Here is a 15584-nt window from a genome sequence, read left to right on the forward strand (position 1 = left end):
AACAGGAGAGGACCCCGGTGGGCAGTACGAGACCCGCGATGGGCGACACCGCACAGCGCACCGGAACCGACCGGCGGGGAGCCGTGGTCGCGGCCCTGATGCTCGCGATGGCGCTGGCCGCGCTCGACGCCACCATCGTCTCCACGGCCGTACCGCAGATCGTGGGCGACCTCGGCGGCTTCTCCGTCTTCTCCTGGCTCTTCTCCGGCTATCTGCTCGCCGTGACGGTGACCCTCCCGGTCTACGGCAAGCTCTCCGACACCTTCGGCCGCAAGCCGGTGCTGATCGCGGGCGCGGCGGTGTTCCTGCTGGGGTCGCTGCTGTGCGCGGTGGCCTGGAACATGGGGGCGCTGATCGCGTTCCGGATCGTGCAGGGGCTGGGCGGCGGCGCCCTTCAGGGCACGGTCCAGACGCTTGCCGCCGACCTGTACCCGCTCAAGGAGCGCCCGAAGATCCAGTCGAAGCTGTCGACGGTGTGGGCGGTGTCGGCGGTGGCCGGACCGGGGCTGGGCGGCGTTCTGGCGGCGTACGCGGACTGGCGCTGGATCTTCCTCATCAACCTGCCCATAGGGGCGGTGGCGTTGTGGCTGATCGCGCGTCATCTGCACGAGCCCGGGCGCGGGACGACGGGTACGCGCGCGCGTGTCGACTGGGCGGGCGCGCTGGCGGTGTTCGCGTGCGGCGGCGTGCTCCTGACGGCGCTGGTGCAGGGCGGGGTGGCCTGGCCCTGGCTGTCGGGACCGTCGATCGCCTTGTTCGGTACGGGACTCGCCCTGGTGGCGGTCGTGGTGATGGTGGAGCGCCGGGCGGCCGAGCCGATCATCCCCGGGTGGGTGTGGCGGCGCCGGACGATCGCGGCGGTGAACCTGGCGCTCGGTGCGCTGGGCCTGCTGATGGTGGCACCGACGGTGTTCCTCCCCACGTACGCCCAGGCGGTCCTCGGTCTGGCCCCGGTGGCGGCCGGATTCGTGCTGTCCGTCTGGACGTTGAGCTGGCCGGTGTCGGCGGCCTTCAGCCAGCATGTGTACCGAAGGATCGGCTTCCGCAACACGGCGATGCTGGGGATCGGAACGGCCTCCCTGATCCTGCTGGCCTTCCTGTTCCTGCCGTATCCCGGCCAGGCCTGGCAGCCGGCCCTGCTGATGCTGCTGCTGGGGGCGGCGCTGGGCCTGTTCCAACTGCCGCTGATCGTCGGTGTGCAGTCGACGGTGGGCTGGTCGGAGCGGGGCACCACGACGGCCTCGGTGCTGTTCTGCCGGCAGACGGGCCAGACGGTGGGCGCGGCGCTCTTCGGCGCGGTGGCGAACGGCGTACTGGCGTCACGGCTCGGCGGGGCGGGCGACCTGGACTCGGTGACCCGGGCACTGGCCTTCGGCGGTACGGCCCCGGAGGCCACCAGGAGGGCCATCGCCGACGCGGTGCACGCCGTGTATCTGGGCGCGTCCTGCGCGGCGGCGCTGGCCTTCCTGGTGCTGTTGCTGCTGGCGCCGAGGAGGTTCCCGGTGCTCAAGGAGGTCGGCGATCAGGTCCCCGGTGAGGCCGTCGACGGGGGCGTCACCGGGGCGGTCACTGAGACCGTCAAGGAAGACGGACGCTGACCTCGGGATTGTCCGGTGACGGGCCGTCGAGAAGGGGCTGCGGGACGCCCTTCAGGTGCAGGTCGAGGAAGGCGGCGACGTACGCGCGCGTGAGGGCGAGCGAACGCTCGTAGGGCATCGGCGCGGTGTCCGGAATGCCGGCCAGGTCCGCGAGGAGGGGTACGTCGGTGAAGGAGCCGTGGTCGGCACCGATGACGGTCAGCCAGCGCCTCCAGCCGTCCAGGTCGGCCCAGGCCGAGTTCCAGGTCGCGTCCTCGGTCCGGTCCCTGGCCCCGAACATCAGCAGGGGCCGGCCGTCGAGACCACCGCCCGGCACGGGGGAGAAGAAGGTGCCGTCCATGTTCACGCCGGCCCGCACGCGCGCGTCGGCGGCCATCGTCGCGGCGGCCGCGTTGCCGCCGATGGAGTGCCCGGCCATACCGATCCGTTCGGCGTCGATCACGCGCGCGTGGCGCCACGCGGGATGCCGCCCGGTCAGCCGGTCGAGCACGAAGGAGACGTCCCGGGCCCGGCTCTCGGCGACGGCCCTCATCCCGCCCTCGGGAGGCTCGTCGCAGATGGCACAGGGCAGGGTCCGTCCGTCGGGCAGGGTTGTGCCGGCGTTCTCGTACGGATGGTCGACCAGCGCGACGACATACCCACGGCTGGCCAGATCCTCGGCGAGACCGGTCAGGGTGGCGCGCGGGAACGTGAACCCCGGCGAGAGCACGACGAGCGGGAACCTGCCGTGCGCCGGGCGCGCGCCGGTGTGCGCCCAGGTCCGGATGCCGCTGATCGCCTCCGGCGGGAGCGTGACGTCGGGCGCCCTCAACTCCAGTAGGTGACGGGCCTCTTCGACGGTCATGTAAGGAGCCGTCGGTCCGCTCGCACCGTGGCGCGCGGGGTAGTACATGGACACCATCAGCTGACGCGGCCCGGCGGACGGGACCCACGGATCGGGACGATCGGCGTCGACGAGGTGGAGGGTGTCGCGGCCGACGGTGTGGGCGCCGGTGGGGCGGGGCAGTTGGGCCGCCGCGGTGGTGGGCGCGCCGGCGACGACGGGAGCCGGGTCCGCGGCGGCGGCCGGCAGGGTCAGAGCCGGCCCGAGGACGAGCACGGCGGACGCTGCCGCTGCTGCCGCTGTTGCTGCTAAGAAACGTGATCTGGTCATGCCGAGGACGCTAGGCCGCGGCCCCCTGGACTGGCGTCACCATCAAGTCGTAAGCCAGGAGTGCCGAGCGGCGGTACCGGGCTCCTCCCCCGGTCGGACACGTCCCCGGCACCCTCACCTACCCTTTCCTCATGCTGACCCTGGAGCGCCTGCGCGCCGACCACGCGGACGTCGTGCTGGCCTTCGAGCGCGAGAACCGGGAGTACTTCGCCCGTACGGTGCCGGACCGCGGGGACATGTACTTCACCCCCGCGGGTTTCGCGGCCCGGCACGAGGCGCTGCTGGCCGAACAGGACGCCGGGGTCTGCCACTTCCATGTCGTACTGGACGAGGAGGGACGTCTCGTCGGGCGGGTCAACCTGGTCGACGTCGAGGACGGTTCAGCCGAACTCGGCTACCGGATCGGCGAGTTCGCGGCGGGCAAGGGTGTCGCCACGGCGGCGGTGGCGGAGATGTGCCGGGTGGCCGGCACGGCGTACGGGCTGACGTCGCTGGTCGCGGTGACCACGCTCGGCAACATGGCGTCCCGGGCCGTGCTGGAGAAGAACGCGTTCATCGCCGCAGGAGACGTGACGATCTCCGGCAAGCCGGGGGTCCGCTACCGACGCACGCTTCTCGGGCACTGACACCTCTGCGCCGTACAGCAAGCGCATACCGACCACTCAGTTTGCAGAAACCCTCGCGCATGTGCGTACTCCGAAGTAACGTGCGTGGCTCGCCTGCCCCCCACCTCCCTGTGGTCCGCCGGACCCGAGCCACGCAAGGAGCACCGGGATGTCCTCCCCGCACGACCGGTACGACCCGCACGACCCGCACAACCCGCGCGACCCGCACAACCCGCGAGACCAGTACGACCCGTTCGATCGGTACGACTCGTACGACCGGTTCCAGTCCCCCCGCCCCCCGTCTCCCTCGCCGCCCCCGTCGTACGCCACCTACCCCTGGCAGCCGGCCGCCCCACCACAACCACCCGAACCCCCACGGCACCGAACCCCCGACCACCCGCCCCTCGGACACCACAGCGACCTGCGGATCCTGCGCAGCGCCTACCGCTGGCAGCGGCGCGTGGCGACGCTGACCGCGCTCGGGTACTTCACGCTGTTTCTGATCCTGTCCGCCTTCGCGCCCGGGTTCATGACGAGCACCGTCGCCGACGGGCTACCGGCCGGACTGCTGCTCGCCCTGCTGCAACTGCCCGTCACCTGGCTGGCGATAGGCCTGTACGAGCACACCGCCCGCCGCTACCTCGACCCGATCGCGGACCGGATCCGCAAGGAGGCGGCGGTGGAGGCCAAGCGCGAGGCGGGCAAGAGGGGAGCGGGCCGATGACGAACTTCAGCGGAGACGCGCAGGCGATGTCACTGGTCGCCTTCTGCGTCGTGGTCACCATCACGCTGCTGCTGTGCGTGATGACCGGTCCGGACCGGGACGACCTCGACGAGTTCTACACGGGCTACAGCTCCCTGTCCCCCATGCGCAACGGCCTGGCGATCGGCGGCGACTACATCAGCGCGGCCACCGTGCTCGGGACCACCGGCGTGGTCGCGCTGTGCGGTTACGACGGGATCGTGCTGGCGCTGAGCACGGCCCTGTCGCTGATGCTGCTGATGTTCCTGCTGGCCGAACCGCTGCGCAACGCGGGCCGGTTCACGATGGGCGACGCGCTGGCGCGCCGTATGCCGGGCCGGGGCGTGCGGATCGCGGCATGCGGGGTGACGCTGGCCGCGCTGGTGCCGCTGATGCTGGTGCAACTGGCGGGGACCGGGCAGTTGCTGGCCTTCATCCTGGGGTTCTCCAACGACTCCCTGAAGACGGGGTGCGTCATCGGGCTGGGTGTGCTGATGATCAGCTACGCGGCCATCGGCGGGATGAAGGGCACGGCCCTCATCCAGATCCTGAAGATGGTGATGCTGCTCGGCTCGGGCGCCGTGGTCGCCGTACTGGTGCTGCGGCGGTTCGACTGGGATCCGGGCGCGCTGTTCAACACGGCGGCCGAGCACAGCGGGGTCGGGTCGGCGTTCCTGGAGTCGGGGCTTCAGTTCGCGGGCAGCCCGTATCCGCGCCTCGACATGATCAGCTCCCAGCTCGCGGTCGTCCTCGGCGGCGCGGTTCTGCCGCACATCACCATGCGGATGTACACGGCCACCGGCGCGCGCCAGGTGCGCAGGTCCATGTCCTGGGCGGTGTCCAGCGTGGCGCTGTTCGTGCTGGTGATCACGGTGGTCGGCTTCGGGGCGACGGCGCTGATCGGGCGCGAGGTGATCGCCGGGGCGGATCCCCAGGGCAACACGGCGTATCTGCTGGGCTCCAGGGCCGTGTTCGGCGCCGAGGTCTCGACCGCGGAGAGCCTGCTCTTCACGGCGGTCACCACGGCCATCTTCCTGACCGTGCTGGCCTCGGTGGCGGGCATGATCCTCGCCTGCGCGAACTCCCTCGCGCATGACCTGTTCGCCACGCGGATGCGGGAGCTGTCCGGACACCGCGAGATGGCCCTGGCGCGGCTGGCGGCGCTGGCGGTGGGCGTCCCGGCGATCGTGCTGGCGACGATGGTCCAGCACCGCAGTCTCCAGCCCCTGGTGACCCTGTCCTTCACACTGGGCGCCTCGGCCATCGCGCCGGCCCTCGTCTACAGCCTCTTCTGGCGCCGGTACACCCGGGCCGGGCTGCTGTGGACCCTGATCGGCGGTTCGGCGGTGGTGCTGGCGCTGATGCCGTGGACCAATCTGGTCTCCGGATCGCCGGTGGCGGCCTTCCCCGAGGCCGACTTCAACTGGTTCCCGTTCACGACGCCCGGGTTGGTGTCGGTCCCGGCCGGGTTCCTGCTCGGCTGGCTGGGGACGGTCGCGTCGGGGCGGCGGCAGTCGGAGGATCAGCGGCGGCAGTACGAGGCCGTGGAGGGGTGGATTCTGGCGGGGGCGGTGCGTCGGGGGAACTGAGCGGCGCCGGGGTGGCCGGTGGCGGCCGGGGCGGTGCCGCGGGTGGCTCCGTGGTCGGTGGCGCCGTCCGTCACTCCAGCGCGTTCTGGCCCGTGAGTGCCGTGAGGCTGTTGCGCATCTGGCCGATGTGCGTCCGTACGTCGTCCCACATCTCCCCGTGCTCGCGCAGCACCTGTTCCGTCTCCCGGGCGATCTCGTCCGACCGCTCCCGGGCCTGTGTGACCAGTTCGGTCGCGCGGGCCTGCGCCTCCTCCTGCACCCGCCGGGCCGAGGCCTCCGCGTCCGCGTAGACCTGCTTCGCCTCGGCCAACGACTCCTCGGCCCGAACCTGCCGCTCCACCTCCGCCGCCTCCTGCGCGGCCAGCCGCTCCTCGGTCTCCCGCTGGAAGTCGGCCCACCGCTGGCCGTGGTCCCTGGCCTGCTCGGTGAGCATCCGGGTGGTCCGCTGCCGCAGCTCGCGCAGCGCGAGGAGTTCCAGGCCGCGCTCCTCGCGCACCGCGCGCCGGGCCGCGACCCGGATCTCGTCCGCCTCGGCGCGTGCCGCGACCAGCCGCTCATCGGCGTACTCGTCGGCCTCCGCGCCCAGGGCGTCGGCGTGCGCCTGTGCCGCGTCCCGCAGGCCGTTCACCCACGTGTGCACCTCGTCCATCAGGCGCTGAGCCTCCTTCGTGGCCCCCTCCCGCACCGCCTCGGCCTCCTCCTGCACCAACTCGAAGAGCCGGCGCGCACCCTCCCCCAGCGACTCGTACGTCTGCGGCCCGAGCTCCGCCACCGCCTCCCGCAGCCGCTCCGCCTCGGCCTCCATCTCCTTGGCCAGCACGGTGAGCCGCGCGGCCCGTTCCCAGGCGGCGTCCCGGTCGCGGAAGAGGGCGTCGACATAGGCGTCGACCTGTTCGGGACGGTAGCCACGCCCTCGTACGACCACGAAGTCGTGGAGCGAGTCCGGTGCACTGCTCATCCTGAGAACCCCTTCCGCCGAACGGATGTGAAAATGATGATTTAGCGCACATCTTGATCTATCGGCTGTAGGGGTTCATAACGCGACACTCCGGGCGCGGGGCGGGGCGCGGAGGGTGCAAGAGGGCATACGAAAGGGCCGGCTCCCGGTCGTACCACCGGGAGCCGGCCCCTTTCACGCCCCGCCCGCCGCCGTCAGCGGCAGCCGGGCGGCGTCACAACAATCCGTCCCACATCTGCTCCAGCAGCACCGACCACCAGCTCTCCGGCGAGCCGAGCGCCGCCGGGTCGAAGGCGGCGAGCTGAGCCTGGAAGTCGACGGTCCAGCGGCCCGCCTGCTCCTGGTTGAGGCCGAAGCGAAGCCGCCACATCCGGCCGAGCAGCGCCAGGCAGCGCTGGAACTCGGGCAGGCCCGTGTTCACGAACTGCGGCGGAACGGGCGCACCGCCCGGCCCCGCCTCCACCGGCACGGCGACGATGTTCGCCGTCCCGTACTGCACACAGATCGCCTTGCCGAAGTCGCTGCCCATGACGAGGTACGACCCCGCGTCCGGCGCCGGCTGCACCCCGCGCTCCTGCGCCAGCTCCGCCAGCGTCGGAACGGGCCGCCCCGGCTGGGCCTGCGCCCAGAAGAACGGGCCCATGTCCATCGGCAGCCCACCGACGACCAGGCAGTGCGCCACGAGCGGCGGCACGCCCTGCCGGGACACGGCGGCCTGCTCGAACCGGAAGACGCCCGGCCCGAACGCCCCCGCGAGCTCCTGCGCCACGCCCTCCGGCGGAATCGGCGGCGCCGCCTGCACCTGCGACAGCGGGGCGCGCACCGGGGCCGGACGGGCGGGGCCGTCGGCGACCTCGTGCAACTCGCCCTGGTGGGCGAGCAGTTGCTGCATGCCCTGCTGCCGGCTCGCGTGATCCGTGCCGTACGGCGCGATCGACGTGATGCGCGCCTGCGGCCACTGCTCCCGGATCATCCGCGCGCAGTACGCGCCCGGCAGTTCGCACGACTCCAACTCCGTGTGCAGCTCCAGGACCTGATCCGGCGGCACGTTCATGCCCCGCAGCTCATGGAAGATCTGCCACTCCGGATGCGGCGTACCCGGCGCCGAACGCCGGATCAGCTGCTGCTCCGACCCGTCCTGCGCGCGGTAGCGGAGAACGGCCTGGTAGCCGGGTCCGACGGTCGGCTGACCGGTGGGCTGCGGCGGGTAACCGTACGACGGCTGGCCCGGGGCGGGCTGGCCCGGGTGGCTCGGCGTGGGCTGGCCCGGGTGGCCCGGGGCGGGCTGGCCGGCCCCGGCGTGCCCTGGGGGCGGCGGAACGGCGCCCGGAGGCATGGGGGGCTGAGGCGCGCCGGGCATGCCGGGGGCACCCGGGCCGCCGGGCGTGCCCAGAGCACCGGGAGCACCGGGAGCACCGGGAGCACCGGGAGCACCGGGAGCACCGGGAGCACCGGGAGGCGGCATGCCCGGTCCTGCCGGCGGCATACCGGGGGCACCTGGCGGCATACCGGGAGCGCCCGGAGGCTGCGGCGCACCGGGAGCCTGCGGCGGCGGAGGCACACCGGGGCCGCCCACCGGCGGTGCGGACAGCACGGTCTCGGCGTGGTGTACGGCACCGCCGGGACCGCCCGAGGAGCCGGGAGCGCCCGAGGCGCCTGGAGACTGGGGCGCGCCAGGCATGCCCGGGGCGCCCGGGGTACCAGGTGGGTTGGGGATGCCGGGCGGGTTGGGCGCGCCGGGCGCACCAGGCGCACCCGGAGGCTGCGGCGCACCCCCCATCCGGTTCGGGTCGGCAAAGACGGTGGCGGCATGGTGCACCCCGCCCGGGGGCGTACCGCCGGGCGGGTTGGGGGCGCCCGGAGGCTGCGGCGCGCCGGGCATGCCGGGCGCACCCGGGGCGCCGGGCGGCTGCGGAAGACCAGGAGTGTTCGGGGCACCGGGACCCTGCGGAACTCCGGGCCCGGCAGCGCCCTCCGGCCCCTCGGGCCCGAGCGCCGACACGAGCTGCGTGGGCACGTACCCGCCACCCGGGGCATCCGGAGCACCCAGTGCCGACGGCGGGGCAGAAGGCCTACTCCCGGCCGGCGCACCCGGGACACCCGGCGCACCCGGCGGCGGAGGCGGCGTCGCCCCACCGCGACCCCGAGGAGGCGCCGCCTTGCTCGTAGCGGCGTCGGCGATGTCCCCGGCGTTCGGCGCGGGCGGCCGCCCCGGACCACCCGGAGCCTGCGGGTAGCCGTAGGAAGGCGCGGGCGGAGGCATCGCACCCGGCGCGGGGGCACCTGGCGGAGGCGGCGTACCAGGACCACCCGACCCCTGCGGATACCCATACGACGGCGCCCCCGGCGAAGGCGGAGGCGTCGCACCCGACACCGCAGCCCCCGACGCAGGAACCCCCGGCGCAGGCGGCGCACCCGCCCCGCCCGACCCCTGCGGATACCCATACGTCGGCGCCCCCTCCGGAGGCGGAGCCCCGGCCGCGTTCGCATCGTCGAGCGCCGGTGACACCGCCGTCGACGGCAGTCGGCTGCCACCCGACATCAGCGCCGTCTCGGCATCCCGCGGCACACTGTCGTCACCGCTCAACGGCGGCGCGAACACCGTCTCCGGCAACGGCACGGAACGGTCCTCGCCGGCATCGGCGTTGGTGTCCGTCCCGGCCCAGGGAGTGGCCCCGTCCGGCACACCCGGCGCCGCCGGCGGCGGAGTCGCCCAAGACCCGGCCGCCGCCCCGGACGCACCGGCAGGCCCATCAGCACCCCGGCCCGCACTCCGTCCCGCACCTCTGCCCTCACCCGAGTCCGCCGCCGAGCCGACCCCCGCCGGGGGCCCGCCCAACGTCTCAGGAAGCGCCCCGGCGCCGGCCGCAGCACCGTCCGGCCCCGAACTCCCGTCCCCGTCCCGCCCCTCAGGTGCCCCCAACCGGTCCGCAGCCTCCTGCAACCACTCCGGCGGAGTCAGCAGGAACGACGTCTGGTTCAGATCCACCCGGGCCGGAGCAGCCGGCGCCCGTTCCGGCGCCGCGGCGACACGGCCGTACTCCTCCTCGTACCGGCGAATCACCTCACCCACCGGCAGCGCAGGCCACAGCGTGGCCTCCCCGCTGTCCCGGGCGATCACCAGCCGCTGCGTGCCACCGTCCGAACGCGGTCCGTCCGCGCGGTCCTCGGCCCACACCACGAACCCGCGCTCGAACTCCCGCACCCGCACCTCACGATGCTGGTACGACGGCACATCCCCGTTGATCCACTCCTCGGCGCGCTCCTGCGCCTGTGCGAACGTCACCATCGCGAAGCTCACTCCCCCACAGCCGCGGCCGCGACGGGCACCGCACGCGCGAACCCACCGTCCACCATCAGATTCGCCACCGTCTCCAACTCCGGCGGAGAGCCCGCCAGCCGGGACAGAAACGCGTCGAAGTCCTCACCGCACGGCACCAGCAGCCGCTCCACCCGGTCGGCCGGCGCCCACGACGGATCCGCGTCCCGCGCGTCGTCGTACGCACAGAACCACACCGAACCGATCCGCTCGCCCTTCACCTTCACGGCCAGCAGCCCGCCCTGGACGAACCCAACGCCCAGGTAGTCCTTGGTCAGATGGTCACGCAGGCACTTGTTGACGTACACCAGATCATTGACGGCCGCCTCGTCCCGCACCGTGAAGAACGGCTGGTCGATCAACAACCCCAGCTCGGCGTCGAGCGCCGTCCCCACCGGCGCACACCCGCCCGCAGCCTTCAGAAACGACCGATACGCGCCCGGCAGCCGGTACCCGAGATCCTCCTCGACACCCAGCGCCTGCGCCTCCGTCACCGCCACACCCGACTTCGGCAGCCGGAAATGCGCGGGCCGCGTCTCCTGCAACGGCCGCGTCCCACGCTTGTGATGGTCCACCGCCGACGTCGCGATCCCACCGTGATGCCGCAGCAACGCCTTCACCTCGACCGGAACCAGCTCCAGCCGCCGCGAACCCATCACGTGATGCCAGGTCCAGCCATGCGGCGTCGCCACCGCCGGGATCGTGTCCCACAGTTCGTGCCCCGACGCCGCCAGCGCCGCGTTCGCCGACACATAGTCCGTCAGCCGCAACTCGTCGACCCCGAAACCCTCCGGCGGCTCCGCGATCTCCACCGCCGCGCGCGCGTACGGCGAGAAATCGGGGTAACCACGCTCGTCGACCCGTACTCCTCTCGGGTGACGGGACGCCCGTACCGGATCCGGGAAATGCACGACCTGCCCGGCGTAGGCCGCGTTCGGCGGCGCGGCTTGCTGCCCGAGCCGACCTGTCGTCATGGCGGTTGCCCCCTGCGGCGTTCTGATACGCGCCACCATGACCACTCTCGGTCACAACGCCACGTATCGACTGTCTCGTCTGCGTCCACGCGTCACCGCATGGAAAGCGGTGCCGACAGCCTATGCGGTACGACGACACCGGTCACCGGCGCCGGTCACGCCCCCCTCCGCTTCCGTGACCAGCCGTCACCCCGCCGTGACAGCCTGCCCAAACCCGGGCGTGTCGCGTCGCCCCAGCTTCCGCACCCGCCACGGCATTTGGCACTCTGTGACGTCCGAGAGCATGCCCGGGGGATGCTCAGGAGGGGATGATGATCATGAACGCGACGCAAACAGGGCCACACGCGGCGAGGTCCGGCGACCCCCGCATCGGCTGGAGCGCCACCGAAAACCCCCACGCACCCGCCCTCCGCCACCGCCGCGACGGCATACTCCCCACCGTCGCCGCCGCTCTCTCCGTCCGCGGCGCCACCCTCACCGGCACCGCCGCCCGCGGCGACCAACCCCCCGAACTGCACCACCTCGTCCAGGACTTCCTCGACACCCTCACCAGCGGCGAACGCGACCGGTTCACCGGCCGCTGCGCCGAGACCATCCTCATCTCACGCCACATCGCCACCGCGGACGCCGCCCGCAGCAAACGCGCCGCCCGCAAACCCATGACCAACGGCGAAGCCCGCAAAGCCCTCAAACAGGCCAAGCTCACCGCCCGCCGCATCCGCGAGGACGGCGACCCCCTGCACGGCAGTTTCGCCGCTCCCTGCCGCGCCTGCACCGCCCTCAGCGACCACTTCGGCGTCCGCATCGTCGACCCGGCCACGGCAGGCGGCTGACCACCCACACCCACCACCCACCACCCACCGCTCACCGCCCACCAACCCCCCGCACGTCCCGTCAGCGCCGACGAACAAAAGGCAGATGCACACCGACCGCACCTCCACCACCCGTTTCCCCGTCCCCGTCGACGCCGCCCTGCGCGCCGCCGGCTGGCAGCCCGGACGCTGGGACATCAAACAAGCAGAGGTCTGGGCCGACACCCTGCGCGACCACACATCACCCGCCGGCCACCGCCACGCCGTCTTCCCCGCCGCCGTGGAAGCCTGGGCCGAATTCGGCGGCCTGCACATCACACCCACCGGCCCCGGCCGCCAGGTCGCCCCGGCAAGCCTCCACTTCGACCCCCTGCACGGCCTGCACATGGCCCGCACCCTCGGCGACCTCGGCCGCGCCCTCGACACCGAGGTCTGCCCCCTCGGCGCCGAGACCGACACCCAGGCCCTCCTCGCCATCGACGCCGAAGGCCGCGTCTACACCCTCGACCACACCGGCGACTGGTACCTCGGCCCCGACATCGACCAGGCCCTCTCCGGCCTCGTCACCGGCATAGAACCGGTACGCCTCACCGCGGGCTGACCCACCAGGCACCACGGCGACTACGCCGCCGGAATCACCGCCGACACCCGGAAACCCCCCGCGTCCGTCGGCCCCGACACAAACACCCCGCCCAACGCCGACACCCGCTCCTTCATCCCCACCAGGCCGTTACCCCCCGACGGCAACCGCGCCGACGACGCCGACGACAACTCCGGCGGCGGCTCGTTCTCCACCTGCATCGCGATCTCGGACACCCGATGCGCCAGCCGCACATGCGTCTTCGCACCCGCCGCATGCTTGTGGACGTTCGTCAGCGCCTCCTGCACCACCCGATACGCCGTCTGCTCGACCTCCGGCGCATACGACCGCGTCTCGCCCTCCACGGACAGATCCACGACCATGCCGGCGGCAGCCGACTGCCCGATCAACTCGTCCAGCTCGGACAGACACGGCCCCTCAGCGGCCGACTCGTCCCCACCGACCCGCTCCCGATCGGCCGCGGCGGCGGCCGCGACCCCCACGGCGACCAGCGGCACGACGGCCCGCTGGACCATCTCCGCACCCCCGCCCCCACTGCGCAGAACCCCGAGCATCTCCCGCAACTCGGTCAGCGCCTGCCGCCCCATGTCCCCCACGAGCGCGGCGTTCCGCACGGCCTTCTCGGGATCCTTACGAGCGACCGCCTGCAACGCGGCGGCATGCACCACCATCAGACTCACCCGATGCGCGACGACATCGTGCATCTCCCGCGCGATCCGCGTCCGCTCCTCATTACGCGCCCACTCGGCCCGCTCCTCCGCCCGCTCCGCGAGCAACTGAAGCTCCCGCTCAAGACTGTCCGCGCGCTCCCGCAAGCTCTCCATCAGCCGCCGCCGGGCCCCCACATACAACCCGAGCAGCAGCGGAGGCGCGGTCACTCCGAGAGCCGTGGTGACCGAGGCGAACGGAACCACCCAGTCACCGAAACTCAGATCCCCCCGATCCACGCCCTGCCGCACCCACACGAACGTCACGATCAACGTCCCGACGAACGACATCCCGGCCAGCGAGGCGATGATCCGCCTCGGCAGCTCCGAAGCGGCGAGCGTGTACAGCCCGACGATGCCCAGCAGGAACCCCATCTGGGCGGGCAACACGGCGATCGACACCAGAACGACGGTGATCGGCCACCGGCGCCGCAGCACCAGCACCGCCCCCGCCAGCAGCCCGAACACCACCCCGACGGCCACCGGAATCCCGGCATCCCCCGCGAACCGAACCCCCTCGACCCCACACTCCAGCGCCGACACGACACCCAGACTCACGTCCAGCACCGCACTGCGCACCCGACCCCACCACAACGGCCCCGCCCCCGGCGGCGGGACCTCGGCGCGCTCTTCCCCCGTCGTGGTCATGCCTCCAGCCTACGGGCCGCCGTACGTCCATTTCCGGGGAGTTTTGACGACTGGCCTACACCAACACTGCGTGACCGAACGTAAGCGAAACCAACCGATGCCGAGGGCTGCCTGTACCGTCGCATGGAAGGCGCCTGGTACGGCATAGTAGGAGGCGCCGCTCGGCGACCTGGCTAAATGTCCGGTTCAGTCGAGTTCATTCCCCCGTGGTGTAATTGGCAGCACTGTGGCTTTTGGTGCCATCTGTCCGGGTTCGAGTCCTGGCGGGGGAGCACACGCATGGTTCGGGCCCTGACTGCTGACAGCTCAGTCAGGGCCCGCTCTCATCTCCCCCGCAAAACACCCCGGTATCCTGCGGATGTCACCCCACCCCCGCCACATCCGAAGGGCAAACCGTGAGCGCCATTCGCCCGGCAGCCGTCGTCGTTCTCGCAGCGGGTGAGGGCACCCGTATGAAGTCGGCCACACCTAAGGTCCTGCACGAGATCTGCGGACGCAGCCTCGTGGGGCATGTGCTCGCCGCCGCGCGTGAGTTGGACCCCGAGAATCTCGTCGTCGTGGTCGGCCACGCGCGTGAGCAGGTCATCGCGCACCTCGGTGAGATCGACCCCGGCGTACGCACCGCCGTGCAGGCCGAGCAGAACGGCACCGGGCACGCCGTACGGATGGCCCTGGAGGAGCTCGGTGGTGCCGTCGACGGGACCGTCGTGGTCGTGTGCGGCGACACCCCTCTCCTCACCGGCGAGACCCTGACGCATCTCGCCGCCACGCACTCCACCGACGGCAACGCCGTGACCGTGCTGACGGCCGAGGTGCCGGACGCGACCGGCTATGGGCGGATCGTGCGCGACGGTGCCTCCGGTGCCGTGACGGCGATCGTCGAGCACAAGGATGCCACCGAGTCGCAGCGGGCGATCCGGGAGATCAACTCGGGTGTGTTCGCCTTCGACGGGCAGCTGCTCGCGGACGCGCTCGGCAAGGTCCGTACCGACAACAGCCAGGGCGAGGAGTACCTGACCGACGTCCTCGGCATTCTGCGCGAGGCCGGTCACCGCGTCGGTGCCTCGGTCGCCGCCGATCACCGTGAGATCGCCGGGATCAACAACCGTGTGCAGCTCGCCGAGGCCCGCCGGATCCTCAACGACCGGCTGCTGACCGGTGCCATGCTCGCGGGTGTGACGGTCATCGACCCGGCGACGACCTGGGTGGATGTGACCGTCACCTTCGAGCAGGACGTCGTCGTCCAGCCGGGCACCCAGTTGCAGGGCGCCACCCATCTCGGCGCGGGCGCGGAGGTCGGCCCGAACAGCCGGCTGAAGGACACCAGGGTCGGCGCGGGGGCGCGGGTCGACAACACGGTGTCCGACGGCGCTGTCGTGGGCGCGCAGGCGAGTGTGGGGCCGTATGCGTATCTGCGGCCGGGGACGCGGCTGGGTGCGAAGGGCAAGATCGGTACGTATGTGGAGACGAAGAACGCCTCGATCGGTGAGGGCACGAAGGTGCCGCATCTGTCCTATGTCGGTGACGCGACCATCGGCGAGTACAGCAACATCGGTGCGGCGAGTGTCTTCGTGAACTACGACGGACAGGACAAACACCACACCACCGTGGGTTCACACTGCCGTACCGGTTCGGACAACATGTTTGTGGCTCCTGTCACGGTCGGGGACGGTGCGTACACCGCCGCCGGGTCCGTGATCACGAAGGACGTACCGCCCGGTTCGCTGGCTGTGGCCCGTGGTCAGCAGCGGAATATCGAGGGTTGGGTGGCTCGTAAGCGTCCGGGCAGCGCTGCCGCGAAGGCGGCGGAGGCGGCTTCGCGGCAGGTGGAGAGCGAAGACTGACCGGAACGGGACGCGTCAAACACGGCGTACCGTG

At 72.1% G+C, this 15584-nt stretch carries 12 protein-coding genes and 1 tRNA gene; 8 read left to right on the top strand and 5 right to left on the bottom strand.

Going from position 1 to position 15584, the window contains the following annotated elements; genetic code table 11:
* The first annotated feature begins 17 nt into the window (after positions 1–17).
* Positions 18–1598, top strand: a complete 1581-nt coding sequence (locus ACZ7NC_RS05405; RefSeq protein ID WP_471485093.1) for an MFS transporter — start codon at positions 18–20, stop codon at positions 1596–1598.
* Here ACZ7NC_RS05405 and ACZ7NC_RS05410 read toward each other — a convergent pair.
* Complete coding sequence (locus ACZ7NC_RS05410; protein ID WP_471485095.1) at positions 1579–2751, bottom strand: alpha/beta hydrolase family protein; 1173 nt, start codon at positions 2749–2751, stop codon at positions 1579–1581. The two genes, ACZ7NC_RS05405 and ACZ7NC_RS05410, sit on opposite strands and share 20 nt — an antisense overlap.
* A 131-nt stretch (positions 2752–2882) precedes the next feature.
* On the opposite strand from ACZ7NC_RS05410, the gene ACZ7NC_RS05415 reads away from it, so the two are divergent.
* The 3 genes from ACZ7NC_RS05415 to ACZ7NC_RS05425 all read left to right on the top strand — a co-directional run bounded on the left by ACZ7NC_RS05415 (position 2883) and on the right by ACZ7NC_RS05425 (position 5687).
* Positions 2883–3377, top strand: a complete 495-nt coding sequence (locus ACZ7NC_RS05415; RefSeq protein ID WP_471485097.1) for a GNAT family N-acetyltransferase — start codon at positions 2883–2885, stop codon at positions 3375–3377.
* Positions 3378–3525: 148 nt separating this feature from the next.
* Positions 3526–4080 carry a DUF485 domain-containing protein gene (locus tag ACZ7NC_RS05420; protein ID WP_471485098.1) on the top strand — a complete coding sequence of 185 codons (555 nt, stop codon included), beginning with the start codon at positions 3526–3528 and terminating at the stop codon, positions 4078–4080.
* Positions 4077–5687 (top strand): sodium/solute symporter, encoded by a 1611-nt coding sequence (locus ACZ7NC_RS05425; protein ID WP_471485100.1) that lies wholly within the window; start codon positions 4077–4079, stop codon positions 5685–5687. Before ACZ7NC_RS05420 ends, ACZ7NC_RS05425 begins: the two co-directional genes overlap by 4 nt.
* 70 nt (positions 5688–5757) lie before the next feature.
* On the opposite strand, the gene ACZ7NC_RS05430 is transcribed toward ACZ7NC_RS05425, so the two are convergent.
* The 3 genes from ACZ7NC_RS05430 to ACZ7NC_RS05440 form a co-directional block, all read right to left on the bottom strand.
* The gene (locus tag ACZ7NC_RS05430) at positions 5758–6645 is read right to left on the bottom strand and encodes a cellulose-binding protein (protein WP_471485101.1); all 888 of its coding nucleotides are present in this window, start codon (positions 6643–6645) and stop codon (positions 5758–5760) included.
* Between the two features lie 214 nt (positions 6646–6859).
* Positions 6860–9934: an SUKH-4 family immunity protein gene (locus tag ACZ7NC_RS05435; protein WP_471485103.1), complete on the bottom strand. Its 3075-nt coding sequence runs from the start codon at positions 9932–9934 to the stop codon at positions 6860–6862.
* An 8-nt stretch (positions 9935–9942) separates the two neighbouring features.
* Complete coding sequence (locus ACZ7NC_RS05440) at positions 9943–10938, bottom strand: HNH endonuclease (protein WP_471485105.1); 996 nt, start codon at positions 10936–10938, stop codon at positions 9943–9945.
* A gap of 308 nt (positions 10939–11246) precedes the next feature.
* Between ACZ7NC_RS05440 and ACZ7NC_RS05445 the strand changes: the two genes are divergently transcribed.
* Entirely contained in the window at positions 11247–11771 is a 525-nt protein-coding gene (locus tag ACZ7NC_RS05445; RefSeq protein WP_471485106.1) for a YwqJ-related putative deaminase, read from the top strand.
* Positions 11772–11856: 85 nt separating this feature from the next.
* Complete coding sequence (locus tag ACZ7NC_RS05450) at positions 11857–12351, top strand: SUKH-3 domain-containing protein (protein ID WP_471485108.1); 495 nt, start codon at positions 11857–11859, stop codon at positions 12349–12351.
* A gap of 20 nt (positions 12352–12371) precedes the next feature.
* Here the strand turns inward: ACZ7NC_RS05450 and ACZ7NC_RS05455 are convergent, their stop codons facing one another.
* Entirely contained in the window at positions 12372–13706 is a 1335-nt protein-coding gene (locus tag ACZ7NC_RS05455; protein ID WP_471485109.1) for a sensor histidine kinase, read from the bottom strand.
* Positions 13707–13906: 200 nt separating this feature from the next.
* Between ACZ7NC_RS05455 and ACZ7NC_RS05460 the strand changes: the two genes are divergently transcribed.
* Positions 13907–13978, top strand: a tRNA-Gln gene (locus tag ACZ7NC_RS05460).
* Between the two features lie 123 nt (positions 13979–14101).
* Positions 14102–15550, top strand: a complete 1449-nt coding sequence (gene glmU, locus ACZ7NC_RS05465; RefSeq protein WP_471485110.1) for a bifunctional UDP-N-acetylglucosamine diphosphorylase/glucosamine-1-phosphate N-acetyltransferase GlmU — start codon at positions 14102–14104, stop codon at positions 15548–15550.
* The last annotated feature ends 34 nt before the right edge of the window (positions 15551–15584 follow it).

The organism is Streptomyces sp. NPDC111802 (assembly GCF_055634335.1).

What these genes read in the sequence shown, in the direction of transcription:
- ACZ7NC_RS05410 (WP_471485095.1), bottom strand. Translation starts at nt 2,751, where the DNA reads ATGACCAGATCACGTTTCTTAGCAGCAACAGCGGCAGCAGCGGCAGCG.
- ACZ7NC_RS05415 (WP_471485097.1), top strand. Translation starts at nt 2,883, where the DNA reads ATGCTGACCCTGGAGCGCCTGCGCGCCGACCACGCGGACGTCGTGCTG.
- ACZ7NC_RS05420 (WP_471485098.1), top strand. Translation starts at nt 3,526, where the DNA reads ATGTCCTCCCCGCACGACCGGTACGACCCGCACGACCCGCACAACCCG.
- ACZ7NC_RS05425 (WP_471485100.1), top strand. Translation starts at nt 4,077, where the DNA reads ATGACGAACTTCAGCGGAGACGCGCAGGCGATGTCACTGGTCGCCTTC.
- ACZ7NC_RS05430 (WP_471485101.1), bottom strand. Translation starts at nt 6,645, where the DNA reads ATGAGCAGTGCACCGGACTCGCTCCACGACTTCGTGGTCGTACGAGGG.
- ACZ7NC_RS05435 (WP_471485103.1), bottom strand. Translation starts at nt 9,934, where the DNA reads ATGGTGACGTTCGCACAGGCGCAGGAGCGCGCCGAGGAGTGGATCAAC.
- ACZ7NC_RS05440 (WP_471485105.1), bottom strand. Translation starts at nt 10,938, where the DNA reads ATGACGACAGGTCGGCTCGGGCAGCAAGCCGCGCCGCCGAACGCGGCC.
- ACZ7NC_RS05445 (WP_471485106.1), top strand. Translation starts at nt 11,247, where the DNA reads ATGATGATCATGAACGCGACGCAAACAGGGCCACACGCGGCGAGGTCC.
- ACZ7NC_RS05450 (WP_471485108.1), top strand. Translation starts at nt 11,857, where the DNA reads ATGCACACCGACCGCACCTCCACCACCCGTTTCCCCGTCCCCGTCGAC.
- ACZ7NC_RS05455 (WP_471485109.1), bottom strand. Translation starts at nt 13,706, where the DNA reads ATGACCACGACGGGGGAAGAGCGCGCCGAGGTCCCGCCGCCGGGGGCG.